Annotated in this window: 25 protein-coding genes; 13 read left to right on the top strand and 12 right to left on the bottom strand. The window is 62.5% G+C overall.

The features are described from left to right. Window positions 1–58 precede the first annotated feature (58 nt). Window positions 59–1,174: a patatin-like phospholipase family protein gene (locus tag Q4G22_RS06880; protein WP_303385160.1), complete on the bottom strand. Its 1,116-nt coding sequence runs from the start codon at window positions 1,172–1,174 to the stop codon at window positions 59–61. Between the two features lie 239 nt (window positions 1,175–1,413). Between Q4G22_RS06880 and Q4G22_RS06875 the strand changes: the two genes are divergently transcribed. Further along, a complete protein-coding gene (locus Q4G22_RS06875) occupies window positions 1,414–2,043 on the top strand; it encodes a LysE family translocator (RefSeq protein WP_303385159.1) in 630 nt (209 codons plus the stop codon). A 207-nt stretch (window positions 2,044–2,250) separates the two neighbouring features. On the opposite strand, the gene prfB is transcribed toward Q4G22_RS06875, so the two are convergent. From prfB to dksA, 4 genes are all read right to left on the bottom strand, one after another. Beyond that, window positions 2,251–3,378 (bottom strand): peptide chain release factor 2, encoded by a 1,128-nt coding sequence (gene prfB / locus Q4G22_RS06870; RefSeq protein WP_303385158.1) that lies wholly within the window; start codon window positions 3,376–3,378, stop codon window positions 2,251–2,253. Window positions 3,379–3,490: 112 nt separating this feature from the next. Further along, a complete protein-coding gene (locus tag Q4G22_RS06865; protein WP_303385157.1) occupies window positions 3,491–4,615 on the bottom strand; it encodes an FAD-dependent oxidoreductase in 1,125 nt (374 codons plus the stop codon). After that, window positions 4,612–5,178 carry a DJ-1/PfpI family protein gene (locus Q4G22_RS06860; RefSeq protein WP_303385156.1) on the bottom strand — a complete coding sequence of 189 codons (567 nt, stop codon included), beginning with the start codon at window positions 5,176–5,178 and terminating at the stop codon, window positions 4,612–4,614. The genes Q4G22_RS06865 and Q4G22_RS06860 overlap by 4 nt, the downstream gene beginning before the upstream one ends. Before the next feature lie 316 nt (window positions 5,179–5,494). Next, window positions 5,495–5,917 (bottom strand): RNA polymerase-binding protein DksA, encoded by a 423-nt coding sequence (dksA, locus tag Q4G22_RS06855; protein ID WP_303385155.1) that lies wholly within the window; start codon window positions 5,915–5,917, stop codon window positions 5,495–5,497. 166 nt (window positions 5,918–6,083) lie between these two features. Here dksA and Q4G22_RS06850 point away from each other — a divergent pair, with 166 nt between their 5' ends. The 5 genes from Q4G22_RS06850 to Q4G22_RS06830 all read left to right on the top strand — a co-directional run bounded on the left by Q4G22_RS06850 (window position 6,084) and on the right by Q4G22_RS06830 (window position 10,070). Beyond that, window positions 6,084–6,926, top strand: coding sequence for a MoxR family ATPase (locus Q4G22_RS06850; protein WP_303385154.1), 843 nt, complete (start codon window positions 6,084–6,086; stop codon window positions 6,924–6,926). Between the two features lie 66 nt (window positions 6,927–6,992). Further along, window positions 6,993–7,430: a GNAT family N-acetyltransferase gene (locus Q4G22_RS06845; protein ID WP_303385153.1), complete on the top strand. Its 438-nt coding sequence runs from the start codon at window positions 6,993–6,995 to the stop codon at window positions 7,428–7,430. Between the two features lie 64 nt (window positions 7,431–7,494). Then, window positions 7,495–8,598, top strand: a complete 1,104-nt coding sequence (gene hisC / locus Q4G22_RS06840; RefSeq protein ID WP_303385152.1) for a histidinol-phosphate transaminase — start codon at window positions 7,495–7,497, stop codon at window positions 8,596–8,598. After that, entirely contained in the window at window positions 8,595–9,506 is a 912-nt protein-coding gene (locus Q4G22_RS06835) for a prephenate/arogenate dehydrogenase family protein (protein ID WP_303385151.1), read from the top strand. The genes hisC and Q4G22_RS06835 overlap by 4 nt, the downstream gene beginning before the upstream one ends. Window positions 9,507–9,569: 63 nt before the next feature. Continuing rightward, complete coding sequence (locus tag Q4G22_RS06830) at window positions 9,570–10,070, top strand: MgtC/SapB family protein (RefSeq protein ID WP_303385150.1); 501 nt, start codon at window positions 9,570–9,572, stop codon at window positions 10,068–10,070. A 3-nt stretch (window positions 10,071–10,073) separates the two neighbouring features. On the opposite strand, the gene Q4G22_RS06825 is transcribed toward Q4G22_RS06830, so the two are convergent. Next, window positions 10,074–10,280, bottom strand: coding sequence for a SlyX family protein (locus tag Q4G22_RS06825; RefSeq protein ID WP_303385149.1), 207 nt, complete (start codon window positions 10,278–10,280; stop codon window positions 10,074–10,076). Between the two features lie 50 nt (window positions 10,281–10,330). Here Q4G22_RS06825 and hisS point away from each other — a divergent pair, with 50 nt between their 5' ends. Genes hisS through hisG form a run of 3 tightly spaced genes read left to right on the top strand, consistent with a single transcriptional unit; the run spans window position 10,331 to window position 13,580 of the window. Then, the gene (gene hisS, locus Q4G22_RS06820) at window positions 10,331–11,812 is read left to right on the top strand and encodes a histidine--tRNA ligase (RefSeq protein ID WP_303385148.1); all 1,482 of its coding nucleotides are present in this window, start codon (window positions 10,331–10,333) and stop codon (window positions 11,810–11,812) included. Further along, complete coding sequence (locus Q4G22_RS06815; protein WP_303385147.1) at window positions 11,809–12,870, top strand: ATP phosphoribosyltransferase regulatory subunit; 1,062 nt, start codon at window positions 11,809–11,811, stop codon at window positions 12,868–12,870. The genes hisS and Q4G22_RS06815 overlap by 4 nt, the downstream gene beginning before the upstream one ends. Continuing rightward, window positions 12,867–13,580 carry an ATP phosphoribosyltransferase gene (hisG, locus tag Q4G22_RS06810; protein WP_303385146.1) on the top strand — a complete coding sequence of 238 codons (714 nt, stop codon included), beginning with the start codon at window positions 12,867–12,869 and terminating at the stop codon, window positions 13,578–13,580. Before Q4G22_RS06815 ends, hisG begins: the two co-directional genes overlap by 4 nt. Before the next feature lie 4 nt (window positions 13,581–13,584). On the opposite strand, the gene Q4G22_RS15715 is transcribed toward hisG, so the two are convergent. Beyond that, window positions 13,585–13,926, bottom strand: a complete 342-nt coding sequence (locus Q4G22_RS15715; RefSeq protein ID WP_368661465.1) for a glycosyltransferase — start codon at window positions 13,924–13,926, stop codon at window positions 13,585–13,587. Beyond that, window positions 13,926–14,276, bottom strand: a complete 351-nt coding sequence (locus tag Q4G22_RS15710) for a hypothetical protein (protein ID WP_368661464.1) — start codon at window positions 14,274–14,276, stop codon at window positions 13,926–13,928. Before Q4G22_RS15710 ends, Q4G22_RS15715 begins: the two co-directional genes overlap by 1 nt. A 245-nt stretch (window positions 14,277–14,521) precedes the next feature. Here Q4G22_RS15710 and groES point away from each other — a divergent pair, with 245 nt between their 5' ends. From groES to Q4G22_RS06785, 4 genes are all read left to right on the top strand, one after another. Then, window positions 14,522–14,809 (top strand): co-chaperone GroES, encoded by a 288-nt coding sequence (gene groES / locus Q4G22_RS06800; RefSeq protein WP_303362246.1) that lies wholly within the window; start codon window positions 14,522–14,524, stop codon window positions 14,807–14,809. Between the two features lie 35 nt (window positions 14,810–14,844). Next, a complete protein-coding gene (groL, locus tag Q4G22_RS06795) occupies window positions 14,845–16,491 on the top strand; it encodes a chaperonin GroEL (RefSeq protein WP_303385145.1) in 1,647 nt (548 codons plus the stop codon). A gap of 97 nt (window positions 16,492–16,588) precedes the next feature. Next, window positions 16,589–17,056, top strand: a complete 468-nt coding sequence (locus Q4G22_RS06790; RefSeq protein WP_303385144.1) for a hypothetical protein — start codon at window positions 16,589–16,591, stop codon at window positions 17,054–17,056. Between the two features lie 268 nt (window positions 17,057–17,324). Continuing rightward, window positions 17,325–18,767, top strand: a complete 1,443-nt coding sequence (locus Q4G22_RS06785) for a glucose/sorbosone family PQQ-dependent dehydrogenase (protein ID WP_303385143.1) — start codon at window positions 17,325–17,327, stop codon at window positions 18,765–18,767. A gap of 77 nt (window positions 18,768–18,844) precedes the next feature. Here Q4G22_RS06785 and Q4G22_RS06780 read toward each other — a convergent pair whose 3' ends face one another. From Q4G22_RS06780 to Q4G22_RS06765, 4 genes are all read right to left on the bottom strand, one after another. Beyond that, complete coding sequence (locus tag Q4G22_RS06780) at window positions 18,845–19,432, bottom strand: hypothetical protein (protein WP_303385142.1); 588 nt, start codon at window positions 19,430–19,432, stop codon at window positions 18,845–18,847. A gap of 120 nt (window positions 19,433–19,552) precedes the next feature. Further along, on the bottom strand, window positions 19,553–20,074 hold the full coding sequence (locus Q4G22_RS06775; protein ID WP_303385141.1) for a VPLPA-CTERM sorting domain-containing protein: 522 nt from the start codon (window positions 20,072–20,074) through the stop codon (window positions 19,553–19,555). Window positions 20,075–20,179: 105 nt separating this feature from the next. Next, window positions 20,180–21,712, bottom strand: a complete 1,533-nt coding sequence (locus Q4G22_RS06770) for a Ppx/GppA family phosphatase (RefSeq protein WP_303385140.1) — start codon at window positions 21,710–21,712, stop codon at window positions 20,180–20,182. A 211-nt stretch (window positions 21,713–21,923) separates the two neighbouring features. Next, window positions 21,924–24,089, bottom strand: a complete 2,166-nt coding sequence (locus Q4G22_RS06765) for an RNA degradosome polyphosphate kinase (protein WP_303385139.1) — start codon at window positions 24,087–24,089, stop codon at window positions 21,924–21,926. Window positions 24,090–24,102 lie beyond the last annotated feature (13 nt).

Genomic DNA, 24,102 nt, shown 5'->3' with positions numbered 1-24,102 from the left:
AAGCAGCAAGGACACGGCCAAGCCGATGATCCCGACCCCGCCAAGCGCCCCCGCCGGTTCAGGAAAACAGCGCCCGCAAATCAACCGTATCGCGGTGATTCAGCGCATCAGCGTTTTGATCCAGCCAGCGGTCGGCGGCATCCTGGCCGCAGGACATCATCTGCTCCAACAGGCCGGGGGCGGGCATGATCTTGGTGCGCGCAGTCAGGTTCGTCATCAACTCGTCGTCCAGAATCATGTGAACCAGAACGTCTTTCATCTGCTGGTTTGCCAGCCGCTTTTCGTCAAACAGACCGTTCAGCATCTCGAACAGCTTCAGCTCGTCAATCCGGCGGCTGGCCGTGCGCCGTTCCTCGAACAGCCGTTTGACAAAGCTGATCGCCCGCAGTTCCGACAACAGCGCAGCGTTAAAGCTGACCTCGTTCAGCCGGTCATGAATCGCCGCCGGTGTCTTGGGCAGGCTGTCGCGTCGCATCGGGTTGATGTTCACGATCACGATGTCACGCGGCAGATCCGGCGTATACAAGGGAAACAGCGCCGGGTTGCCGGAATAGCCACCGTCCCAATAGGCTTCAGAAATGCCGGTTTTGGGGTCGGTGATTTCAACCGCGCGAAACAGCGTCGGTAGACAGGCCGATGCCATCACCGCCTCAGGCGTCGCCTGATCGCCGGTGAAAATCTTGACGCGGCCCGTGCGGACATTGGTGGCCGTCACAAAAAACCGCGGCCCCTTGTTGCTGCTGAAATCCGGGTAAGGCAGCGTTTTCAGGATCGACCCCAGCGGGTTTACATAGAACGGCCCGTAATCATAGGGGCTGATGACCCGCGTCAGATTGTCCATCCAGGCAAAGGGCGAAAACATCTCGGCCAGGCGTTCGAACTGCCGTGGAACCGGAAACATCGAATGAATCCAGCGCACCACCCGGTTGTCACTGGCCTGCCCGACCTCGGACCACAGATGCGCAAGATTGACCCGCGCCGCCCGCCGCCCTGCCCCGGACCCCGCCACCAGCCCGGCCTTGAGCGCGGCGCCATTCATCGCCCCCGCCGAAGTGCCGGTGATTCCCTCGATATGCAACCAGTCCTCATCCAGCAGGCGGTCGATCACACCCCAGGTAAAGGCCCCATGCGCCCCGCCACCCTGCAATGCCAGATTGATATATTTGTCTTTCACGGGCGGTCTCCGGTGATTTTCCTTTGCAGAATATCATATGCTGCATCGCAGCGCAGCCGGAAATGGCGGCACGCCCGCCGGAGCGCCTGCTGTCTGGTCAATGACAGGTGCCGCAACCAGAGACACCGACACGCCCAAAGCCGGGGTTTCACACCCCGGACCCCGTGGGATATTTTCAAACGAAAGACGAGACTTGCGGCGGCATTCGGAATTCATGACAGATGGGTCAGAGGTGCCCGATGCCCGATTCCGCCCATCTGATGGCTTTTGCCCTGATCTCGCTTGGCATGGTGCTGACGCCGGGGCCGAACATGATCTATCTGGTGTCGCGCTCGATCACGCAGGGGCCGCGCGCGGGGCTGATCTCGCTGGGCGGGGTGGCCATGGGGTTCGTGTTCTATATGTTGTGCGCGGCCTTTGGGATTACGGCATTGGTGATGATGGTGCCCTGGGCCTATGACGCGCTGCGGCTGGCCGGGGCGGGGTATCTGCTGTGGCTGGCATGGCAGGCGGTGCGGCCCGGCGCACGCGGCGCGTTTCGGGCGCGAGATCTGCCGCATGACAGCCCGCGTCGGCTGTTTCTGATGGGCTTTGTCACCAATCTGCTGAACCCGAAAATCGCGGTGATGTATCTGTCGCTGCTGCCGCAGTTCATTCAACCGGGGCATGGATCGGTGCTGGCGCAGTCGCTGGCTCTGGGCGGGGTGCAGATCGCCATCAGCGTAACGGTGAACGCGATGATCGCACTGGGCGCCGGATCGGTGGCGCTGTTTCTGACCCGACACCCCGGCTGGGCGGTGGTGCAGCGCTGGCTGATGGGAACCGTGCTGGCCGCGCTGGCGCTGAAACTGGCGGCGGAACGGCGCTGAAAAGCAGCGTACGTTGCGCGGGGCTGTGTACAGCTTGTGTACAGCCTGTGCACAGGTGGTGCACGGGTTGTGCAGCCGAAAACCCGGCAAATGCTGGCTGAAACGGTGCCATGTTGCGCAGGCGGCCACAACGCAACGTCCGCAGCCGTTGCGCACCATTTTTGCATCCGCATTGTCAGAACGTCAAACGTCCCGTGCGGGGCAGAATCAATCTTCGGCGTTCGCCTCGGCCCGGCTCTTGCCCGCTACATCCATCGCCAGCGTCGCCGCCATAAATGCGTCCAGATCGCCGTCCAGCACGCCCTGCGTATCGCTGGTTTCCTCGGAGGTGCGCAGGTCTTTGACCATCTGATAGGGGTGCAGCACATAGCTGCGGATCTGGTTGCCCCAGCCGGCATCGCCCTTGGCGTCGTGCTGGGCGTTGATGGCGGCGTTGCGACGGTCCAGCTCGACCTGATACAGACGCGAGCGCAGGGCGTTCATCGCCGCCTCGCGGTTCTGGTGCTGCGATTTCATCGAGGATGTCACGACGATCCCGGTCGGCAGGTGAGTGATCCGCACAGCCGAGTCGGTGGTGTTGACGTGCTGCCCGCCCGCACCGGACGACCGATAGGTGTCGATCCGTATCTCATTGTCGGGAATGGTGATTTCGATGTTATCATCCACCACAGGATAGACCCAGACCGACGAAAACGAGGTATGCCGCCGCGCCGCGCTGTCATAGGGGCTGATGCGGACCAGCCGGTGCACGCCGCTTTCGGATTTCAGCCAGCCATAGGCGTTATGGCCGCTGATCTTATAGGCCGCCGAACGGATACCCGCTTCGTCCCCGGCACTTTCCGAAATCAATTCAACCTGATAGCCGCGCTTTTCCGCCCAGCGGACATACATCCGCGCCAGCATCGAGGCCCAGTCGCAGCTTTCCGTGCCGCCCGCGCCTGCGTTGATTTCAAGGAAAGTGTCGTTGGCGTCGGCCTCGCCATTCAGCAGGGCTTCCAGTTCCTTCTGCGCGGCGGTTTCACGCAGGGATTTCAGCGCGGCTTCGGCCTCGGCCACGACTTCATCATCGCCCTCGGCCTCGCCCAGTTCGATCAATTCGGCATTGTCATCAAGGTCTTGGCTTAACCGACGATAGGTTTCGACGGCATCCGACAGCGCCTGCCGGTCGCGCATCAGTTTCTGCGCGCGGGCCGGGTCGGACCACAGGTCGCCATCCTCGATCATGGCGTTCATTTCTTCCAGCCGGTGCGGCGCCGTGTCCCAATCCATGCGTTGGGCAAGCAGGGTCAGCGATTTGCGGATCGCATCAATGGTGGCCTGAGTTTCTGCGCGCATGGGTTCGTGCCTTTGGGTCGGATTGGTTCGGGGTGATAGCCTGTGCAAAGGGCGCGGGCAAGGGACCGTGCGGCACGGGCCAGTTTTGCGTATTTACGCGAACAGCAAGCCGTCAGACCGCCGCGCGCGGATCATAGCCGTAGATCCAGTCGAATTGCGCGGTCAGGCGTTCGGGGGCAAGGGCGCCGATGCCCCGCAACCCGATGCGGGCGGCCAGCGCGGCGGGGCCTTGCAGGTGATAGGCGGTGGCGTTGCGGCTGGCGGTGGCGACGATACGGGTGCAGCGGTCCTGCCGCAACGCCTGAAACCGGGCCAGCGCGGCGGCCTGATCGGGGTCGGCGTCCAGACAGGCGGCCAGCAGCCAGCCGTCTTCGATCGCCATCGCCGCACCTTGCGCCATGAAGGGCAGCGTCGGATGGGCGGCGTCGCCGATGATGACGCGGCTGTCGTCGTGCCAGAACGGCGCGACATCGTGACGGAACAGACCCCAGACTCCGGTTTCCTGCACCTGCGCCAGCCAGTCCGGCACCGGCCCGCCAAAGCCCGCAAACGCACGGCGCAGGTTGGCCGGGCTGTCGGCATAGGACCAGCCCTCGGCCTTCCAATGCGGGCGCGCCAGAACGGCAACGATATTGCGCAAGCCCCCGGCCAAGGGATAGCTGACCAGATGTCGGCCCGGCCCCATGAACAGGTCAGCCCATGGGGCGCTGCCATCGTCGGGGATCAGCATACGCCATGCCGTCTGCCCGGTGTAATAGGGCCGCGCCGGGCCATTCAGCGCCGCCCGCACCATGCTGCGCAGCCCGTCGGCACCGATCAGCAGCGGCGCATCGGGCAGGTCAGTGATGGGGGTGTTCAGCCGAATCTCGGCCCCTGCATCACGCGCGCCTTGTTCCAGCACCTCGACCAGCCGGGCGCGGTAGAACAGCCGGAACGGTGCGTCAGGCTGGCGTGCAGGCAGGTCAAGCTGCGCCAGCAGCCGCCCGGCGGCGCTGTGCATCCGCACACCGTGGCTGCGCAGCGAAACCGCGTCCGCCGCATCGGCCAGCCCAAGCGCCGCCAGCCCCCGCCCGGCATTGGGCGAGATTTGCAGCCCCGCGCCGACTTCGCGCAGGGCATCGGCCTGTTCCAGCACTGTCACCCGCGCGCCCCGTTGGGCCAGGGCGGTGGCTGCGGTCAACCCGGCCACACCTGCACCGATGATGGTGACGGGGCGGTTTCGCAGCGCACCAGTCATCCGGCCCGCTCTCGCAACAGCATCTGCTGCATTTGCGACAAGTCATCCTCGCCCACCCCTGCCGCACGAAGCACCTGAACCGCAAAGCTGAGCGGAGCCGAGCCGGGGGCGCTGATGACGCGATTGTCCGCAACAGCATGGGGCACGTCGCGATAACGGTCACGGCCCACATAGCCGGGCAGGTGCTCATCTATGAACGGCAGGCCGTTCGAGGTGTGGGCGGCCCCCGCAAACAGCCCTGCCCGCCCCAAAGCCAGCGTGGCGGCGCAGATTCCGGCGACCGTCTGCCCGCGCGCATGGGCGGCGCGTAGCATATCCTCGACCGCAGGCGGATTGTCGCTGGTCCATGCCCGCCCGCCGCATAACACGATCACGTCGTCATCCGCAGCGGCGATGTCGGGCAGTCCGGTAACGTGCAGCCCGGCTATCGAGGTAACGGCACCGCCTCCTGGTGTTGCGTGGCGCACCGGCACATCAAAAAAGCTGCCCCCGATGGCCGAAATCAGCGGCGTTTCCCAATCGGCATAGCCTTGCGTCAGGATGATGAGAACGGAGTGAATCATGGTTTTGCATGCCCCCTTTGTTAGCCGCAGCCCAAAAGCATGGCGATGCGAACATTCAATCCGGCCCATGCCGCCAACGTCAACAGAAAAGCCGGGATCAGCGCCGCAAGGTCGCCAGCGCAATCGCGGCTGCTCTGATTATTGTAAAAAATCGGGTGCAGAATACTGCGCCATGATCGCAGCACCCCTGCGTCACATCAGCACAGCCCAAAGATTGCCTCTATCGGAGCCATGTCAACGGCGGGCGCGTATTTTGCAGGGGCCGCCCGATGCCTGCGGCAGCAGCGTCCAAACTGGCAGCCATTTGCCATGGCTGTCAGTCGTCGCGATGAACCCGCTCGCGCCGTTCGTGACGTTCCTGCGCCTCAAGCGTCATGGTGGCGATGGGGCGCGCATCAAGGCGTTTCAGGCTGATCGGTTCCCCGGTCATTTCACAATAACCGTATTCGCCATTGTCGATCCGGCGCAGGGCGGCGTCGATTTTCGACACCAGTTTGCGCTGACGGTCGCGGGTGCGCAACTCGATGGCGCGGTCGGTTTCCTCGGACGCGCGGTCAGCAAGGTCGGGGACATTGCGGGCGCTGTCTTGCAAACCTTCCAGCGTCTCGGCGGACTGATCCAGCAGTTCCTGCTTCCACGCCTGCAACTTGCGACGAAAATATTCAAGCTGCCGATCATTCATGAACGGCTCGTCCTCGGCGGGACGGTAATCCTGCGGCAGGAAGGTCTGGGCTTTCATAACACCTCCGGCTGATGCCGTGCACTGGTCCGCGTTTCCGCCGCCCGCTTAACGGATGGATCACCGCTTGTCACGGGTCAATTGCCCTGACCTTTGCGCGAAGGTTGCGGGGGGCGCAACGTCCGGCTAGGTTTCGCCGCGTCACAAGGCAAGAAAGGGGCTGCTGGTGCGCTTTGAAGGAACCGAAAATTACGTTGCTCCGCCAGATCTTGCCGTCGCGGTGAACGCCGCCGTCACATTGGAACGCCCGCTGCTGGTCAAGGGCGAACCCGGCACCGGCAAGACCGAACTGGCCCGTCAGGTGGCCGACGCCATGGGGCTGCCGATTCTGGAATGGCACGTGAAATCAACCACCAAGGCGCAGCAGGGCCTGTATGAATACGACGCCGTATCGCGGCTGCGCGACAGCCAGCTGGGCGACGCTCGGGTTCATGATGTGTCCAACTATATCCGGCGCGGCAAGCTGTGGCAGGCATTCGAGGCAGAAAGTCGCGTGGTTCTGCTGATCGACGAGATCGACAAGGCCGATATCGAGTTTCCGAACGATCTGTTGCAGGAACTGGACCGGATGGAGTTTCACGTTTACGAGACCGGCGAAACCATCCGCGCCCGCCAGCGTCCCGTGGTCATCATCACATCGAACAATGAAAAGGAATTGCCCGATGCGTTTCTGCGCCGGTGCTTTTTCCACTATATCCGCTTTCCCGACCCCGAGACGCTGAAACAGATCGTGGCGGTGCATTATCCCGGCCTGAAGCCGCGCCTGCTGGACGAGGCGCTGCGCCAGTTCATCGAACTGCGCGAGGTGCCGGGGCTGAAGAAAAAGCCCTCGACCAGCGAATTTCTGGATTGGCTCAAGCTGATTCTGGCCGAAGATCTGGCGCCCGAGGATCTGAAGCGCGACCCGGCGCAAATATTACCGCGTCTGCATGGCGCGCTGTTGAAGAACGAACAGGATGTGGCGCTGTTCGAACGGTTGGCGTTCATGGCGCGGCGTCAGGGGCGGTAAGGCAAGGCCGGACCGGGGGCCAGCCCCCGGACCCCCGGGATATTTTCAAACGAAAGACGGGGCGGCATGGTTCAGGTTCGGTCGATTGCGACAGCGGATCGCGCGGCATGGCAGCGGCTGTATGCGGGCTATCACGCGTTTTATCAGCGCGCGGGCTTGGCCAAGCCGTTTTACGATCAGGCGTTTGTGCGTCTGACGGGCGGCGATTTTCATGGGCTTGTGGCCGAGGAGGCCGGGCATCTGCTGGGTCTGGTGCATTACGTTTACCACCCGAACCTGTGGCGCCCCGAGGGGGTGTGTTACCTGCAAGACCTGTTTACTGCGCCGGATGCGCGCGGCAAGGGCGTGGGGCGGGCGCTGATCGAGGCGGTGTATCGGGCCGCGGATGCAGCGGGGGTTCCAACGGTCTATTGGCTGACCGCCGAGGATAATTACGCCGGGCGGATGTTGTATGACCGGGTGGGGCAGCGCACGCCGTTTATCCGTTATATACGGCCCGGCTGACGGCGCTTGCGGTTGCCCCCTGCGCGCCGTTAAAGGGGGCATTCTGTCAGGAAAGGCGTGTCTCATGTCAGAACAATCCGCCCTTGTGCCCAAGCCCGGCATCATGGACATCGCGCTGTATATCAGCGGCGAGGCGAAGATTGCCGGGCATGGCCATGTGCTGAAGCTGTCGGCGAATGAAAACCCGTATGGGTGCAGCCCGGCGGCACGGGCGGCCTTTCAGGCGGCAGCGGGCGGGCTGAACCGCTATCCGGCCACCGATCATGCGCCACTGCGCGGTGCCATCGGGCAGGTTCACGGGCTGGACCCCGACCGGATCATCTGCGGCGTCGGATCAGACGAAGTGTTGCAATTCGCGATGCTGGCCTTTGTCGGCGTGGGGGATGAGGCGATCATCACCCGCCATGGCTTTTCCATGTATCCGATTTTGGCCCGCGCCGTGGGGGCGGTGCCGGTGATCGTGGAAGAACGTGACCGGCACGTGGATGTGGACGCGATTCTGGCGGCTGTCACGGATCGCACGCGGGTGGTGTTCGTCACCAATCCCGGCAACCCCACCGGCACCATGCTGGACCCGGCCGAGATCGAGCGGCTGGTGGCCGCGCTGCCGCCGCATGTTCTGCTGATCCATGATGGCGCCTATATCGAGTTCGCCGGTTGCGATGATCCTGGCATCGCTTTGGCCGACGCTTACCCCAACGTGCTGGCCACGCGGACGTTTTCCAAGATTTACGGTCTTGGCGGGCTGCGGATCGGCTGGGGCTATGCGCAGCGGTCGCTGATCGAGGTGCTGGCGCGCATCCGCCAGCCCTTCAACCTGTCGAATGCGCAGATGGACACGGCGCAGGCCGCCATTCTGGACCGCGACTTCACCACCTTTTGCCGGGATGAAAACGCCCGGTTGCGCGATTTCCTGCGTCAGTCGCTGGTGCAGATGGGCATTGGCTGCGATGAAAGCCACGCGAACTTTGTGCTGGCCCGCTTTGCCAGCCCGGAACAGGCGCGTGGCTGTGATGCGGTCCTGCGCGCCGCCGGTATTCTGGTGCGCCGCGTCGATGGCTATCACCTGCCCGACTGTCTGCGCATCACCGTCGGCACCGAGGATGATTGCCGCCGCCTGATCGACGTCATCAGCGGCTTTATGGCCCACGAAAGGGGCGCGGAATGAGCGTGATTTTCGACCGTGTGGCCCTGATCGGGCTGGGGCTGATCGCCGGGTCCATGGCCCATGCCATGCGTGATCGTGGGCTGGTGCGGCATATCACCGGCTATGCCCGCAGCGCGGAAACGCGGGCTGTGGCCACCGAAATCGGGCTGTGTGACAGTGTGCATGGCAGTGCCGCCGATGCGGTGACAGATGCCGATCTGGTGGTGCTGGCCGTGCCGGTCGGTGCCATGGGCGCGATTGCCGCCGAAATCGCGCCGCATCTGAAACCCGGTGCGGTGGTGACGGATGTGGGTTCCGTCAAGCAGGCGGTGATCGAGGCGGTCGCCCCGCATCTGCCCGCAGGCGTCCATTTCATTCCCGGCCACCCGCTGGCCGGGACCGAGCAATCGGGGCCGCGATCCGGCTTTGCCACGCTGTTCGTGAACCGCTGGTGGCTGCTGACCCCCCTGCCCGACACCGATGCGGCGGCGAAACAGCGGCTGACCGACCTGATCCTGGGCATGGGTGCGCTGGTCGAGGATATGGACCCGATTCACCACGATCTGGTTCTGGCCGTCACCAGCCACACCCCGCACCTGATCGCCTATACGATGGTGGGCGTCGCCGACCACCTGCGGCGGGTCACGGATGAAGAGGTCATCAAATATTCCGCCGCCGGTTTCCGTGATTTCACCCGGATCGCCGCCAGTGATCCGACCATGTGGCGCGACGTCTTTCTGCATAACCGCGAGGCGACGCTGGACATTCTTGGCCGCTTTACCGAGGAGCTGTTCGTATTGCAGCGCGCCATCCGCATGGGCGACGGGCAGTTGCTGCACGATTACTTCACCCGCACTCGCGCCATCCGCCGCGGGATCATCGAAGCCGGGCAAGATACCGCCGCACCCAACTTTGGCCGGGGCGGCTAAACTATATCACATTGAGACAACAAGCAGCGGCTGATAGCGTCATGAAAATGACACAAGACAGCCATGTTTGACCAGATCACCGCCCTGTTCTTTGATCCGCTTCAGTCGATGTCGCTGGCCACCGCGCTGGCGCGGATGTCGCTGGCGCTGTTTTTGGGCGCGCTGATCGGCTGGGAACGAGAGGTGGGCGCCCATCCCGCCGGGCTGCGCACGCATATGCTGATCGCGCTGGCCGCCGCGCTGTTCACCGTTATCGCGATGGAACTGACCTATTTTGACGGCAATGTCACGCAAGCGGATGCCATCCGCATCGACCCGCTGCGACTGATCGAGGCCGTGACATCGGGCGTGGCCTTTCTGGCGGCGGGATCAATCATCGTGCAGGGCGGCAACGTCAAGGGAATCACCACCGGCGCGTCGATGTGGCTGGCTGGCGCGGTCGGGCTGGCCTGCGGGACGGGCGATGCCGTGCTGGCTGTCATGGCGACCGCGCTGGCGCTGATCGTGCTGTGGCTGATGCGGGTGCTGGTGAAACCCGTCGCCCAAAAGATACGCGACGATTGAGCGTCACCAATGCGGCGGGCGCTGATCCGCCAGCGGGATCGTGCCGCCGGTGTCGGCGATGCGTTCCGCCTCGGCCCGCATCAGCGATTCGACGCGGGCGGTCAGGCGGGTGATGTCACGGTCCTGCCGGGCGGCGACCTCGGACAGATCATCGACCACACGGGTCAGATGCGCCACGGTTTCCTCAAGCTGGTGCAGCCGCTTGTCCATCCCATCCCCATCCGTTAGACCGCGCCCAACCGGCCCGAAAGGCAGCGATCATGGCAAAAGATCAAAAGAAACAGCCCCGTCCCAAGGCAGACACGCCCAAGGGCTTTCGCGACTATTTTGGCGCGGATGTGACGGAACGCAAGGCGATGCTGGACCGGATCGCCGAAGTTTACCACCGCCACGGCTTTGACCCCTTGGAAACCAGCGCGGTCGAGACGGTCGAGGCTTTGGGAAAATTCCTGCCCGATGTGGACCGCCCGAACGCCGGGGTGTTTGCCTGGCAAGAGGCCGAGGTGCCGGGCGGCGGCGCGGGCGACTGGCTGGCGCTGCGCTATGACCTGACGGCCCCCTTGGCGCGGGTGGCGGCGCAGTTCCGCAACGACCTGCCGTCCCCCTACCGGCGCTATGCGATGGGTCCGGTCTGGCGCAATGAAAAGCCGGGGCCGGGGCGTTTCCGGCAGTTTTATCAATGCGATGCGGATACGGTGGGGTCGGCCTCGGTGGCGGCGGATGCGGAAATCTGCGCCATGCTGGCGGATGCGCTGGAATCGGTGGGGATCGCGCGCGGCGATTACATCGTGCGGATCAACAACCGCAAAGTGCTGAACGGTGTGCTGGAGGCGGCCGAGGTGCGCGAGGATCAGGCCGATGACGTGCTGCGCCAGATCGACAAATTCGACAAGGTGGGCCGGGATGGCGTGCTGGCCCTGCTGACCGTGGGGCGCAAGGATGACAGCGGCGCGATGATCGACGGCGTGGGTCTGTCGCCAGATCAGGCCGCGCCGGTGCTGGCGTTTCTGACCAGCAAAGGCGCGGATAATGCGGCGACTTTGGCGAACCTGCGGGCCGCCGTCGGCGGGTCCGTGATCGGGGCCGAGGGCGTGGACGAATTGGCACAGATCGCCGCGATGCTGGATGCGATGGGCGTCGGGGCAGATCGGGCGGCGGTTGACCCCTCGGTCGTGCGTGGCCTTGGCTATTACACCGGCCCCGTGTTCGAGGCTGAACTGACCTTTGAAATCCTTGATGAAAAGGGGCGCAAGCGGCAGTTTGGGTCCGTCGCGGGGGGCGGGCGTTATGATGGCTTGGTGGAACGGTTTACCGGCCAAAAGGTGCCTGCCACGGGCGTATCCATCGGCGTTGACCGGCTGCTGGCGGCCCTGCGCGCCAAGGGGCTGGGTGGGGTCGAGGCGGCTGGTCCTGTTGTGGTGACGGTCATGGACCGCGACCGGATGGGCGATTATCAGGCGATGGCGGCGGAACTGCGCGCCGCCGGCATCCGGGCCGAGGTTTATCTGGGCAATCCCAAAAATTTCGGCAACCAATTGAAATATGCCGACAAACGCGCCTCTCCCGTGGCAATCATCCAAGGCGCGGACGAGGCGGCGCGGGGCGTTGTGCAGGTGAAAGACCTGATCCTTGGCGCCCGCATCGCCGCCGAGGCGACGCATGACGAATGGAAATCCCAGCCCGCCCAGACCGAGGTGCCGCGCGCCGATCTGGTCGCCGAAGTGCGCCGGATTCTCGGATGATCCCGAAACGCGACAAGCAGGCGGTCGGGCAGCACCTGCTGGCTGCCTTTCGCGCGGCGGGGGCAGTGGAGATCGCGCCCGACATCCTGTTGCCTGCTGAAACCCTGCTGGACCTTTATGGCGAGGACATCCGCGCCCGCGCCTATGTCACCGCCGACCCGATCCGGGGCGAGATGATGCTGCGCCCCGATTTCACCGTGCCGGTGGTGCAGGCGCATATGGAAAACGGCGCGGAACCGGCGCGATATTGTTACTTGGGCGAGGTGTTCCGCAAGCAGGACATGGGCGACACCCGCCCCGAAACCCTACGCGATTCCGAATATTTGCAGGCGGGGTTCGAGCTGTTCAGCCGCGATCCGGCGGCCGATGCCGAGGTGTTCGCGCTGTTTCACCGGCTGCTGGCGCCCTATGGTCTGGCGGCGGAAACCGGGGATATGGCGCTGGTGCTGGATGCGGTCGGCGGCTTGCCCTTGCCGGATGCGCGGCGGGCGGCCTTGCTGCATCACATCTGGCGACCGGGGCGGTTTCAACGGTTGCTGGAGCGGTTTTCCGCCCCCGCCACGCCGCGCGATTTCCCCACCAGCGATGCCCCATGGAACGGGCTGCGCCGCCCGGATGAGATGGCGGCGCGCATCGCCCGGATGCAGGCCGACATGACGCAGGCCCCGCTGGCGCCCGAATGGCAAGACCGGCTGGCCCGTCTGATGGCCCTGCGCGCCCCGGCCCCGCAGGCCCTCGCGACGCTGCGCGATCTGGCCCGCGACATGCCCGCCATCGCCACCGCCACCGACCGGCTGGCGGCGCGGCTGGATACCATCGCCGCGCATGGCATCGACCCGGCCAGCCTGATCTTTGACGCCAGTCACGGGCGCAGCACTATGGAATATTACGACGGTTTCACCTTTACTTTCACCGCCCCCGATCGCAACGGCTGGCCGCCGGTCGCCTCGGGTGGGCGCTATGACGCGCTGACCACCGTTCTGGGCAAGGGCCGCGCGATCCCCGCCGTCGGCGGCATCATCCGCCCCGGCCTGATCGCAGAATTGGAGCGCGCATGATCCGCCTTGGCGTGCCGTCCAAGGGGCGGCTGATGGAACAGACCTTCGACTGGTTCGCAGATCGCGGCGCGCGGCTGTCGCGGGCCGGATCTGATCGCGAATATGCGGGCCGGGTCGAAGGGGTCGAGGGGCTGGCACTGGTGCTGCTGTCGGCGGGCGAGATCCCGCGCGAACTGACCGCCGGGCGCATAGAGCTGGGCGTAACCGGCACTGATCTGGTGCGGGAAAAGCTGCCCGGTTGGGCCTCGGACGTGGTAGAGATCACGCCGATGGGCTTTGGCCATGCCGATCTGATCTTGGCCGTGCCCGCCTGCTGGCGTGATTGCGAGACGCTGGACGATCTGGCCTCCATCGCCCGCGATTTCCGCGCCGCGCATGGGTTCCGCCTGCGTATTGCGACGAAATATCATCGGCTTGTCCGGGCATGGCTGGCCGCGCATGAAGTGGCCGACTATCAACTGGTTGACAGTCAGGGCGCGACCGAAGGCACGGTGGCGAACCAGACCGCCGAGGCCATCGCCGACATCACCAGCAGCGGCGAGACACTGCGCGCCAATCACTTGAAAATATTACAGGAACCACCGATCCTGCAATCGCAGGCGACATTGTTCGCGCGCCGTGCAGCCTTGGGCGCGGAAATGTCGGCTGTGCTGGCGCAGATGGGGTTGAATGCCCCGACGCTGACATCGTTGATCGAGCGACTGGGTTGATCGCCTAACGAACAACCGGCGGCAAGGAGGCAGCGCCCGTCAGGACCGCGCGCCAGACTTGCTCGATCTGGCGCGCCTTGGCCGACCAGGTGAAATCGGCCTGAACCCGCGACCGCGCCGCCGCCGCCATCCTTGGCAGAACCGAGGGGTCCGCCGCGATCCGTTCCAGCAAGACACTCAGGTCAGTAATTATCTGGTTGCGCGGATTAATCGCCACCTTGAACCCCGTTTCAGCCGTAACCAATTCGCCCGGCCCACCGTAATCAACCACAATCGGCACCACGCCAAGCGCCATTGCCTCAAGCACGGCGCCGCCACCGAATTCACGGATCGAAGGGAAGGTCATCAGATGGCAGCCCGCCGCGACCCGCTGCACATCGCGGTGCTCCAGCCGTGGAAGGTGACAACCTCGCCCAGCCCTTCACGCGCGACCAGCGCCTCAAGCTCGGGCCGTTGCGGGCCGTCACCGATGATGTCCAGCCGCATCCGCCCGTCGCGCAGCAGCGGCGCGGCCACCGCCTCGCTGTCAATGGCGGTAAAATCGCGCCCCTCGACCAGACCGGCGCGCAAGATGGCTTCGCGGTTGCGGATCTGCGTGACCAGATGCACGTCCGCCACATTGCGCAGTGCAGTTGCAATGGACCACCCGACCAGCGGCACCGATACCCATTCGGGATTCGCAGCCTCAGCTATCACCAATACGCGCCGGGGGGGAAGACATATCACGCGCCAGAGCAACAACCTAAGATATTGAGACTATGTAAAAAACGCCACAGCAGGTCAATACAGGGATTATAATCAATTTCACTCAATCTGGGGCTGATGCAAAATCGCGGGACATCTGTTGACAGCGCCTGTCATGCCCCCTAGATCAGCGTTACTGGCACTCACCCCATGTGAGTGCCAACAGAAACACTGAAACCTGAAACGGAGTGTTCACTATGGCATTCAAACCGCTGCACGACCGCGTGCTGGTTCGCCGCGTCGAATCGGAAGAAAAGACCAAGGGCGGGCTGATTATCCCTGATTCCGCCAAAGAAAAGCCCGCTGAAGGCGAAATCATCGCCGTGGGCGAAGGTGCGCGCAAGGATTCGGGCGAACTGATCGCTCCGGCGGTCAAGGCGGGTGACCGCGTGCTGTTCGGCAAATGGTCAGGAACCGAAGTGACGGTCGATGGTGAGGAACTGCTCATCATGAAGGAAAGCGACATTCTGGGCATTCTGGCCTGATCGTCGATCCTTCCAACTAAATTCAGGAGATTCAAATGGCTGCGAAAGAAGTCAAGTTCAATACCGACGCCCGCGACCGGATGCTGAAAGGCGTCAACATTCTGGCCGATGCGGTCAAGGTTACGCTGGGTCCGAAAGGCCGCAACGTCGTGATCGACAAATCCTTCGGCGCGCCCCGCATCACCAAGGACGGTGTGTCGGTCGCCAAGGAAATCGAACTGGCCGACAAGTTCGAAAACATGGGTGCCCAGATGGTCCGCGAAGTGGCCAGCCGCACCAATGACGAAGCGGGTGACGGCACCACCACCGCCACCGTTCTGGCGCAGGCCATCGTCCGCGAAGGCATGAAAGCCGTCGCCGCCGGCATGAACCCGATGGATCTGAAACGTGGCATCGACCTGGCGACCGGCAAGGTTGTCGAGGCGATCAAAGCCGCCGCCCGTCCGGTGAACGACAGCGCCGAAGTCGCGCAGGTCGGCACCATCTCGGCCAACGGCGAAGCCTTTATCGGCCAGCAGATCGCTGACGCGATGCAGAAGGTCGGCAACGAGGGTGTCATCACCGTCGAAGAAAACAAAGGCATGGAAACCGAAGTCGAAGTCGTCGAAGGGATGCAGTTCGACCGCGGCTATCTGTCGCCCTATTTCGTGACCAACCCCGACAAGATGGTCGCCGATCTGGAAGACGCCTACATCCTGCTGCACGAAAAGAAACTGTCGTCGCTGCAACCGATGGTGCCGCTGCTGGAAGCCGTGATCCAATCGGGCAAGCCGCTGCTGATCGTGGCCGAAGACGTCGAGGGCGAGGCTCTGGCAACGCTGGTCGTCAACAAGCTGCGCGGCGGTCTGAAGATCGCTGCCGTCAAGGCCCCCGGCTTTGGTGATCGCCGCAAGGCCATGCTGCAAGACATCGCGATCCTGACCGGCGGTCAGGTCATCAGCGAAGATCTGGGCATGAAGCTGGAAAACGTCGGCATCGACATGCTGGGCCGCGCCAAGAAAGTTTCGATCAACAAAGACAACACCACCATCGTCGATGGCGCCGGTGAAAAGGCCGAGATCGAAGCCCGCGTCGCGCAGATCCGTCAGCAGATCGAGGAAACTACCTCGGACTATGACCGCGAAAAGCTGCAAGAGCGTGTGGCCAAACTGGCTGGCGGCGTTGCCGTGATCCGCGTCGGCGGCATGACCGAAGTCGAAGTGAAAGAGCGTAAGGACCGCGTGGATGACGCGCTGAACGCGACCCGTGCGGCCGTTCAGGAAGGCGTCGTCGTCGGCGGCGGCGTGGCTCTGGTTCAGGGCGGCAAGGCTCTGGAAGGGCTGAGCGCTGCCAACAGCGATCAGGAAGCCGGTATCGCCATCGTGCGCCGCGCGCTTGAGGCGCCGATGCGTCAGATCGCCGAAAACGCTGGTGTTGACGGTGCGGTCGTGGCTGGCAAAGTCCGCGAATCCTCGGACAAGGCGTTTGGTTTCAACGCCCAGACCGAAGAATATGGCGACATGTTCAAATTCGGCGTCATCGACCCGGCCAAAGTCGTGCGCACCGCGCTGGAAGACGCGGCCTCGGTTGCTGGTCTGCTGATCACCACCGAAGCCATGGTCGCTGAAAAGCCCGAACCCAAGGCGCCTGCTGGCGGCATGGGCGGCGACATGGGCATGGGCGGCATGGGCGGGATGATGTAATCACCCCTCTTGCCCCTGCGGCACAGGAAACCCGCCCTTTTCGGGCGGGTTTTTCTTTGGCTATATCCGGGGAAACGTCACGGAAAGGTCGCGCCGGATGATCGAAACGCTCAGCCACATCGTCACCGCCCTTGGTCTGCCCTTTGCCATTCTGGTCTATTGGCTTGGCCGCAGGCGCGATCGCGAGAATGATGAGCGGGAGATTTATGAAAGAATTACATCAGACTACAACGAATTTCTTATCCTGCTGCTGGACCATGCCGATCTGAAAATCTGGACGCATGACAGCACCAAAAACTTAAACGCGGAACAACAAGAGCGGCTGACAGTGATATTCGGCCTGCTGGTGTCTTTGTTCGAACGCGCCTGGCTGTTGTCGTGGTATCCAGACATGACAGTCCGCGATGCGCGGCGGTGGGCGTCGTGGGAAAACTATATGCGCGATTGGTGCCGCCGCGAAGATTTCGCCCGGAACCTGCCTGAACTGCTAAAGGGGCATGAGGCACAGTTTATCGCCTATTTCCAGAAACTTGTCGACGACGAGGCCAGAAAAGCCGCCGTATGAACGACGCGCCCCCCACTGAAAAAGGGCGCATCGCGATAGCTGATACCTTGCGTCGGGCTTTTGTTTGTTGCCAAGCTGACCCAAACCACCGCCCCGGCTGACGGCATAGGCTCAGCCGCGCCGCTATGGCACAGGAAAGGCCGCCGCTTTGGGGTGGCCTTTTTGCTGAATGTTAAGCTGTTGCGGAACCAATCGCGCCCCTGCTAGTTGTGCTGGACTATTTGCCATCAGGCATCGTTAGTCCTTGTTCTATCATAAGGAATCACCCATGCAGACCAGAACCTCCCTGCTTGCCCTGACCACTGCGCTGGCGCTTGCCCTGCCTGCAAACGCCCAAACCGCCCCCGACAGCGTTCAGGCCGGTGACGACAGCCCATTCACCATGACCACGCTGGCCAGCGGGCTGGAAAACCCGTTCGAGATCACGCTGGACCCCGACGGGTTTCTGTGGGTGACGGAACGCACCGCGAAACGCATTACCCGCGTCAACACCGCAGATGGCACCGTGACCCCGGTTCTGACCATCGAGGACGCCGCCTATGGCGAAGATTTCGGCCAGTCCGGCGTCCTTGGCCTGGCGCTGCATCCCGATTTCGGCAAGGGCAGCGAGCAGATTTTCGTCGTTTACAGTTACGAAGACCCGACCCGCACCGATCTGACCGCACCAGAAGGCGACGCGATGCGCCATGTGTTCCTGAAGGTCGCGCGCTACGACTGGACCGGCGAGGCGCTGGAAAACCCGACCACGATCCTTGACGGCCTGCCCGCCAACAGCGACCATGTTGCGGGCCGGCTAAAGTTCGCGCCTGACGGGATGCTGCATCTGACGCTGGGCGATCAGGGGCATAACCAACTGGCGATGGCCTGCCGCAAGAATGAGGCGCAGCGCCTGCCCTCGGCCTCGGAAATCGCGGTGGGCGATTACGCGGCCTATGTCGGCAAATCGCTGCGTTTCGCGCCCGATGGCGCAATCCCTGATGACAACCCCGAACTGGGCGGCGTGCGCAGCCATGTCTTTACCTATGGCCACCGCAACCCCCAAGGCATTGATTTCGCACCCGATGGCAGGCTGTATTCATCCGAACAGGGGCCAAAAACCGATGATGAGCTGAACGTGCTGCAAGCGGGCGGCAATTACGGCTGGCCGGATCTGGCGGGCTTTCAGGATGACAAGGCTTATGTCTGGGCAAGCTGGGCCAATGCCACCACGCCTTGCGCGGACCTGACCTTCTCGGATCTGGAGATCCCGGATGTGGTGCCGCAAGTCGCGGAATCGGCCTATCGCCAGCCGGAAAACTATCACGACCCGATTGCCACCATGTTCACGGTAGAAACCGGCTATGATTTCGCCGACACCTCGGTTTGCGGCGATATGGTCTATATCTGCTGGCCGACCGTCGCGCCCGCCTCGGTTCAGGTCTATGCGGGCGATGCGATCCCGCAATTCGCAAACAGCCTGCTGATCCCGACGCTGAAACGCGGCTCGCTTTATGTGATCCCGCTGGATGGTCAGGGTGGCGTAACCGAACCCTTCACCCGCCATTTCCACAGCGACAACCGGCTGCGCGATACGGAAATCTCGCCCGATGGCAAGACGATCTGGATCGCCACCGACAGCGCCGGGAACTTTGAACCCGTGGCAGGCGGCGTATCGAACCAGCCCGCCAATCCAGGGGCGATTCTGGCCTATACCTATAACGGCACGGAATAACGCATCGCAAAAGGAAGCCCACCCCAAAGGGTGGGTTTCTGTGCTGATCTATAGATCAGCCCTATCACACGCGCTTATCATATTTGTGCCGCAACCTTTTTCCGGCGGTGTGTGGCAATTACCCCCATCAGCGCCAATCCACCAGCCAGCAAGGCCCCACCCGCAGGCAGGGGCACGGCGGCAGGGGTAAGATTATAGGTCACGCTGCTGGTATTCAGCGTTTCCTTTACCTCATAGCCATAGGAATAAAGGCTGCGCGCCATCATCGCCTCAAAGCCTGTCGCGGCATAGCCGACATAAGGTCCGACGGGATCATCCCAGCAGTAATGACAATCAGCCTGCTTGAACCAAAACGAAACGGTTCCGCTAAGGGTGGCCTTCCCCTGCCCTGCATCCACAAACAGAAAATTTGAAATGCGTTTGCTTTCGACGCGATACTGCCCCGGCCCACCGTTCATATTGTCCAATGTGGCGGAAAAGCTGGTCAGTTCATCAGGCGTGATCCGGGAATCGCCGTTACGGTCGATTCCGGTAAAGCTGCCCCAGATATAGCCTTCATCAAATTGGCCACTATACGTTGCAGCATATGCCGTGGCAGGCAGCGCCAGCAAGGCAATCGCGAATGGCAAGCAACGCGGAAATTTATTGAACCAGACAGTCAGCATGTCGCACCTCAACACAGATTCGTGAATTGAGCATACAAAATGCAAGCCATCTGGCCAGAAGAATCTTAACCAAATTTTAAGAAAGGTTACGCGGTGATATGCCGCGTAACCTTTTATTGGTCAGGCCGCCGCCTTGCGCCGACGTCGCAGCACCGCCAGCGCACCGATGCCACCCGCGATCAAGGGCAACGTGCCGGGCACGGGGACAGGGGCGGGGGCAAGATCGGTTCGTATGAAGTCCACCGCAGTTGTCTGAAAAGACCAGGAATCAAACTGTTCATATCCCGGCATATCGCCCGGCATACAGGGCGGCGTATTCCAGCCGTCACAGAGCGCTATCCAATAGCTGACAAGGGCCGTGCCATACAATCTGCCCAACCCTTGCCCAAGATCAAAAAAGTTGAACGTAATAGCGGTGTCCGATTCAATATAATATTGGCCAGGACTACCGTTGTAGTTGTCAAAGGCGATATGGAAATCCGACACCTTGGTTACAGTTCCACTGCCGTCCACATCCAGGCCCACGAAATAGCCAGAGATATAGCCGTCGTCGAACCAACCTTCATATTGCGCCACCGCGGCACTGGCCGGTGCAGCCAAACCCAAAGCGACCGCCGCCGCGCCCAAAACCTTCAGGAACATAACACCCCTCCGTTAACACCTGTTAACGAAGTGACAGTAACGCCCGCGTGAGTAAAGGTGAAAAACTGAACCCAAAATCCAGTTAAACCATGGGGTTAATGCGCCCTACCCCTTAACAACCGACGCGATATTCATTGCCTTGCACAGCGACTCGAACCGGGATTGCGCCACCTCGCCCATCAGGGCACGCCCTTTGTCAGTCAGCCGCAGTTCCAGCGCATCGCCTTTGGGCGAAATCCGCAGCATGCCCGCATCAGAGGGATCACCGGCTGCGAACATCGAACCAAAGCGCATCGCCTTGCCCAGAATTTCCGCATCGCGCTGTTCCGCATCGGTCAGCAGATTGAACAGCCCGGCCATCATGCTGTTCTGGCGGTTGTTCTTGTAACGATATAGCAGCGCAAGGCCCATAAACACCCGCTCGGGGTGGCTGAGCGCAGCCATATTGGCGCGGGTGACGTTATCAAAACAGGATTCGGCGCGATAATCGGGATGCGCGCGCCAGCTTGTGTCATGCAGCAGACAGGCGGCATAGATCAGCCGGTCACGCTCGGGCGCCACATCAGGAAACAACGGGCGCAGGAATTGATACAACAGCTTGCCCGCACCGGGCATCCGCGCCATCTGTCGTTCGGTGAACCGCGCCGCCTCGATCAGCGGATCGCGCTTGCGCAGACTGTTGGACATCTGCTCATATAACAGCCCCTCGCGGATGCCGTAGCTGCTGATCGCCAGCTCTGCGGGAGCAAAAATCTGAACCAGTTCGTCCAGCACCTGTGCGGCAAGCGGCACCAGATCCATCCGCGACGACGAAACGCCCACACGGGCGCGCAGATCAGACAAGTCGCTGTCGGCGATCCATTTCAATGTCGCGGACACATCGGTCGGGGTCATGCGGTATTCGTGCAGCACGGTCATCGGATAGCCGCGCCGCTCCATATCCAACCGCCCGATGGCACGCCACGATCCGCCAACCAGATATAGCCTTTCATGCCCGGTGCCGACCTCTTGCACCAGCCCGGCCATGATGTCGCGGATGTGCTTGCGCAGGCCCGATTTAACCTGCTGCAAGCGGAACGGCCCAAGCGCCGAGGTCGCGCGGCGTCCGATCCGGCCATCGGCCACCTCGGCCAGTTCCATCGAGTTGCCGCCGATGTCACAGACCAGCCCACGCGCATCGGGCCAGCCAAGCAGCACGCCCTGTGCCGACAGGCGCGCCTCTTCCTGACCGTCGATGACATGAATTTTCAGGCCGGTGGCCTTTTCGATCTTTTTGCGAAACGCTGGCCCGTTACTGGCCTCGCGCATGGCGGCGGTGGCGACGCAAACGGGCGGGCGGATGCCCATATCGCGCGACAATGCCGCAAAGCGTTTCAGCGCGGCCAGGGCGCGCTCCATGCCCTCGGGGTTCAGGCTGCCGGTGGCGGCCATATCGCGCCCCAGCCCGGCCATGACCTTTTCATTATAGAAATACGCGGGCGAACGCGCCGCGCCGTCAAAAATCACCAGCCGAACCGAGTTCGAACCAATGTCCACCACACCCACCCGGCGCAGTTCGCGCGCGGCAAGCTGGCCAAACGGAGATTCCGTCCCGAACGGATCAATCTTCTTGCCGCTGGTGGTGCGCACACCGTGCATAGGAGCCTCTTTCCGCTGGGGCAGTAACGTAAAGTTTAATGCAATGACCTGTCCATCAGGTCAATCGGCGGGTCGGCGTGTTTTTGCTAACTATCGCTGCGTTCCCTGTGCACGAAGCGGATTGACAGAGTGGTCAGGTTTCACAAGCCCGCCCAACCCGAAACCGCCCACATACGAACGATCGGGCGGGCGGATACGGCGTGTATAGCGTTCAGTCCGCCGAATGGGTCAGCGCCGGCACATCGCGCGCGCCTGCCGTGCCACGCCCCGACAGCGAGGGGTTTTCCATGAAAAAGCGATGGCAACTGAACAAATCCTCTTGCCCCTCAGGCAGATAGCGCAAGAACCTGCCGTCAGGCATCAACAGCCAGCTTTGCGCCTCGTCCGCCATGTTGGCGGCCATGATCTGACTGACGATCTGCGCCTTGACGGTATCGTTCAGGCACTCGACCAGTGTTTCAACGCGCCGGTTCAGGTTACGCCCCATCCAGTCGGCGGATGAAAAGAACACTCGCGCCTTTTTGCTGGGCAGGCCGTGGCCATTACCGAAACAGACGATGCGCGAATGTTCCAGATAGCGCCCGACAATGGATTTTACACGAATATTTTCCGACAACCCCTTGATGCCCGGCCTTATTCCGCAAATTCCACGCACCACAAGGCTGATTTTGACGCCCGCCGCGCTGGCCTTATACAGAGCTTCGATGATGTCTTTTTCGATCAGGCTGTTCATCTTGGCCCAGATCGCGGCAGGGCGGCCAAGGCGGGCCATCTCGGCCTCGCGCGCGATCAGTTCCAGCAGGCGCGGCTTCATGCTGATCGGGCTGATGGCCAGATTCTCCAGCCCCTCAGGCTGAACATATCCAGATAAGTAATTGAAAACCTTGGTTGCATCACGCCCAAGGGCCGGATCGCAGGTGAACAGCGACAGGTCGGTGTAAATGCGCGCGGTGATCGGGTGATAGTTGCCGGTGCCCCAATGGGTGTAGGTGACAAGGCTGTCACCCTCGCGCCGGACAACGCTGCTGATCTTGGCATGGGTCTTGTAGTTGACGAAGCCGTAAACCACATGCGCCCCGGCCCGTTCCAGCCGGCGCGACTGACGGATGTTGGCCGCCTCGTCAAAGCGGGCTTTCAGTTCGACCAGCGCGGTGACGGATTTCCCCGCCTCGGCTGCCTCGCACAGAGCATCGACGATCGGGCTGTCGCGGCTGGTGCGATACAGTGTCTGCTTGATCGCCAGAACATCAGGGTCGCGCGCCGCCTGATGCAGAAACCGCACCACCATGTCAAAGGTTTCATAGGGGTGATGCAGCAGCATGTCCTTTTGCCGAATCGCGGCGAACATATCGCCGTGGTGATCCTGCACCCGTTCAGGCACACGCGGCGCAAAGGACGGCCACAGCAGATCGCGGCGGCTGTCCAGCACCAGTTCTTTCAGATCGGCGACGCCCAGCAGACCCTCGACCTCGATCACCTCATCGGGGCTGACGGCCAGTTCCTCCATGATGACGCTGCGCAGCCGGTCGGGCGCGCCTGCGGTGATCTTCAGCCGGATCACGCTGCCCCGGCGGCGGCGCTTCAGCGCGGTTTCGAATTCGCGCACCAGATCTTCGGCCTCTTCCTCGACCTCAAGATCGCTGTCGCGCAGCACGCGGAACGCGCAATGACCCACATCGCGATAGCCGGGGAACAGGCTGGACAGGTGCATCAGCAGCAAATCTTCCAGCGGCAAGAACCGTTCACCACCCGGCAGCGGGATGAACCGCTGCAACTGCGCCGGGATCGGCAGCAAGGCCTGCATCTGGCGGCCATCGCTTTCGCGGGCCAGTTCCAGTGCAAGGCAAAAGCCGGTGTTGGGGATAAAGGGGAACGGATGCGCCGGGTCGATGGCCAGCGGCGACAAAACCGGAAACACACGGTCGGCGAAGTATCGGTTCAGGAATTCTTCCTCGGCGCGGGTGATCCCCGACCGTGACAGAATGGCGATGCCTTCTTGTTCCATCTCGCGGTGCAGACGGTTCCAGACCGCCTGCTGCGCCCCCATCAGACGGCGGGCATCCGCGTTGATAAGAGCCAGTTGTTCCGCCGCGGTCAGGCCGTCGTCACTGGGGGTCGTATTCCCCTCGCGCACCAATTCGCGCAGACCGGCAACGCGGACGGTATAGAATTCGTCAAGGTTGGTGGCACTGATCGACACAAAGCGCAGCCGCTCCAGCAGGGGCACGCGCGGATTGCGCGCCTCATCCAGCACCCGCCAGTTAAACGACAGCCACGACAGTTCCCGGTTAAAGAACCGCGCCGGGCCGGTCGGCACACCGCCGGGCAAATCCTGAGGTTCGGGGAACGGCGTTTTCAGATAATCGGCCTGTGTCATCGGTCTTACCTGC

Origin of the sequence: Paracoccus sp. (in: a-proteobacteria), from assembly GCF_030538655.1 — a bacterium.
In the GTDB taxonomy this organism is placed as follows: domain Bacteria; phylum Pseudomonadota; class Alphaproteobacteria; order Rhodobacterales; family Rhodobacteraceae; genus Paracoccus.
The sequence above is the reverse complement of the archived record's forward strand: the minus strand, read 5'-3'. Positions and strand labels throughout refer to the sequence as shown.

What these genes read in the sequence shown, in the direction of transcription:
- Q4G22_RS06875 (WP_303385159.1), top strand. Translation starts at nt 1,414, where the DNA reads ATGCCCGATTCCGCCCATCTGATGGCTTTTGCCCTGATCTCGCTTGGC.
- prfB (WP_303385158.1), bottom strand. Translation starts at nt 3,378, where the DNA reads ATGCGCGCAGAAACTCAGGCCACCATTGATGCGATCCGCAAATCGCTG.
- Q4G22_RS06865 (WP_303385157.1), bottom strand. Translation starts at nt 4,615, where the DNA reads ATGACTGGTGCGCTGCGAAACCGCCCCGTCACCATCATCGGTGCAGGT.
- Q4G22_RS06860 (WP_303385156.1), bottom strand. Translation starts at nt 5,178, where the DNA reads ATGATTCACTCCGTTCTCATCATCCTGACGCAAGGCTATGCCGATTGG.
- dksA (WP_303385155.1), bottom strand. Translation starts at nt 5,917, where the DNA reads ATGAAAGCCCAGACCTTCCTGCCGCAGGATTACCGTCCCGCCGAGGAC.
- Q4G22_RS06845 (WP_303385153.1), top strand. Translation starts at nt 6,993, where the DNA reads ATGGTTCAGGTTCGGTCGATTGCGACAGCGGATCGCGCGGCATGGCAG.
- hisC (WP_303385152.1), top strand. Translation starts at nt 7,495, where the DNA reads ATGTCAGAACAATCCGCCCTTGTGCCCAAGCCCGGCATCATGGACATC.
- Q4G22_RS06835 (WP_303385151.1), top strand. Translation starts at nt 8,595, where the DNA reads ATGAGCGTGATTTTCGACCGTGTGGCCCTGATCGGGCTGGGGCTGATC.
- Q4G22_RS06830 (WP_303385150.1), top strand. Translation starts at nt 9,570, where the DNA reads ATGTTTGACCAGATCACCGCCCTGTTCTTTGATCCGCTTCAGTCGATG.
- Q4G22_RS06825 (WP_303385149.1), bottom strand. Translation starts at nt 10,280, where the DNA reads ATGGACAAGCGGCTGCACCAGCTTGAGGAAACCGTGGCGCATCTGACC.
- hisS (WP_303385148.1), top strand. Translation starts at nt 10,331, where the DNA reads ATGGCAAAAGATCAAAAGAAACAGCCCCGTCCCAAGGCAGACACGCCC.
- Q4G22_RS06815 (WP_303385147.1), top strand. Translation starts at nt 11,809, where the DNA reads ATGATCCCGAAACGCGACAAGCAGGCGGTCGGGCAGCACCTGCTGGCT.
- hisG (WP_303385146.1), top strand. Translation starts at nt 12,867, where the DNA reads ATGATCCGCCTTGGCGTGCCGTCCAAGGGGCGGCTGATGGAACAGACC.
- Q4G22_RS15715 (WP_368661465.1), bottom strand. Translation starts at nt 13,926, where the DNA reads ATGACCTTCCCTTCGATCCGTGAATTCGGTGGCGGCGCCGTGCTTGAG.
- groES (WP_303362246.1), top strand. Translation starts at nt 14,522, where the DNA reads ATGGCATTCAAACCGCTGCACGACCGCGTGCTGGTTCGCCGCGTCGAA.
- groL (WP_303385145.1), top strand. Translation starts at nt 14,845, where the DNA reads ATGGCTGCGAAAGAAGTCAAGTTCAATACCGACGCCCGCGACCGGATG.
- Q4G22_RS06790 (WP_303385144.1), top strand. Translation starts at nt 16,589, where the DNA reads ATGATCGAAACGCTCAGCCACATCGTCACCGCCCTTGGTCTGCCCTTT.
- Q4G22_RS06785 (WP_303385143.1), top strand. Translation starts at nt 17,325, where the DNA reads ATGCAGACCAGAACCTCCCTGCTTGCCCTGACCACTGCGCTGGCGCTT.
- Q4G22_RS06780 (WP_303385142.1), bottom strand. Translation starts at nt 19,432, where the DNA reads ATGCTGACTGTCTGGTTCAATAAATTTCCGCGTTGCTTGCCATTCGCG.
- Q4G22_RS06775 (WP_303385141.1), bottom strand. Translation starts at nt 20,074, where the DNA reads ATGTTCCTGAAGGTTTTGGGCGCGGCGGCGGTCGCTTTGGGTTTGGCT.
- Q4G22_RS06770 (WP_303385140.1), bottom strand. Translation starts at nt 21,712, where the DNA reads ATGCACGGTGTGCGCACCACCAGCGGCAAGAAGATTGATCCGTTCGGG.
- Q4G22_RS06765 (WP_303385139.1), bottom strand. Translation starts at nt 24,089, where the DNA reads ATGACACAGGCCGATTATCTGAAAACGCCGTTCCCCGAACCTCAGGAT.